The organism is Streptomyces sp. NPDC002785 (genome assembly GCF_040295565.1).
Lineage (GTDB): Bacteria > Actinomycetota > Actinomycetes > Streptomycetales > Streptomycetaceae > Streptomyces.
Genome location: NZ_JBEOVN010000447.1, coordinates 1 through 1,094, shown reverse-complemented (window position 1 = coordinate 1,094; position 1,094 = coordinate 1). Strand labels below are relative to the sequence as shown.

1 protein-coding gene is annotated in these 1,094 nt (G+C 66.2%); it reads left to right on the top strand.

Annotation, left to right across the window (positions count from 1 at the left end):
- Positions 1–1,094 (top strand): amino acid adenylation domain-containing protein (locus ABTZ94_RS37665; RefSeq protein ID WP_351207990.1); only part of this gene is annotated, 1,094 nt, incomplete at both ends.

Here is a 1,094-nt window from a genome sequence, read left to right as displayed (position 1 = left end):
GCCCAAGGGTGTCGCTCTCGAACACCGTGGTGTCGTCAACTACCTGCACTGGTGCGACCAGAACTACCCGGCTCGCGTTCCCGGGGGTATCGGCTCGGTCCTTTACTCGTCGGTGACGTTCGATCTGACGATCACGGCTCTGTTCCTGCCCCTCATCCAGGGCCAGCAGCTCGTCATCCCCGTCAGCGCACCGGATCAGACGGCGTTCGACGCGGCGATCGACCTGATCTGCACCAACACCCCGATCAGTTTCCTCAAGGCGACCCCTTCCCATCTGGAAGTCCTCGCCGCGCACCTGGAGACCCGCGGTGCACGCCATCACATCACCACCATCGTGGCCGGCGGCGAGAATCTCACCCCCCAACTCGTCACCCGGCTCCTGAGCACCAGCAGTACGCGGACGACGATCAGCAACGAGTACGGCGCGACCGAGGGCTCCGTGGCGAACGTGATGAGCCTGACGACGGAGCCTGATCCGCACGGGGGCACCACCACCCTGGGCCGGCCGATCACGAACACCACCGCCTACATCGTCGATCACCACAACCAGCCCGCCCCCGTCGGCATCCCCGGCCACGCCCTGCTGGGTGGTATCTGTCTGGCCCGGCACTACCACAACCGGCCCGAACTCACCCGGCAGCGCTTCACCCCCAACCCCCTCACCCCGCCCCGCCCCGATCCTCGCACCTACCACACCGGGGACCTGGTCAAATGGCGGCCCGACGGCACCCTCGAGTTCATCGGCCGGATCGACAACCAGATCAAGCTGCGCGGCTACCGCATCGAACTCGGCGAGATCGAAGCCGCCCTCAACACCCACCCCCACATCCACACCACCGCCGTCACCACCCGCGAAGACACACCCGGCAACAAACAGCTCATCGCCTACATCGTCGCCACTCCCGGCAACACACCCACCACACACCAACTCCGCACCCACCTCCAGCGGCAACTGCCCGACTACATGATCCCGAGCACCTACCTCACCCTCGACCAACTGCCCCTCACACCCAACGGAAAGGTCGACACCAAGGCCCTCCCCGCGCCAGACCACCACCGACCCGAACTCGCCACCACCTACACCGCACCCCGGA